A 250-nucleotide genomic window follows, 5' to 3' on the forward strand; every position below is an offset into this window, starting at 1 on the left:
GGCAAGGTGCTGGACGTGCCGGCCATCATGGGCATCGGCGGCTCGCTGATCTATTTCGTCGACCGCTACTACGATACCTCGCCCTACAACTGGGAATATGACTGGATCGCCACGTCAAAGCCCGACGGCGTGGGGTTCTACTACCTCGATCACCTGACGCATAACGTCTTCAAGGGAAACATGGACAAGTGGTTCAAGTTCTACGGGGATCTGTTCAACTTCAAGGAAATCCGCTTCTTCGACATCGAGG

Annotated in this window: 1 pseudogene; it reads left to right on the forward strand. The window is 54.8% G+C overall.

Annotated features, from left to right (window positions below):
- Positions 1 to 250 (forward strand): annotated as a pseudogene (locus A3764_RS21505) (4-hydroxyphenylpyruvate dioxygenase); the annotation flags it as partial.

Origin of the sequence: Sulfitobacter sp. HI0129 (assembly GCF_001635395.1) — a bacterium.
GTDB lineage: Bacteria > Pseudomonadota > Alphaproteobacteria > Rhodobacterales > Rhodobacteraceae > Sulfitobacter.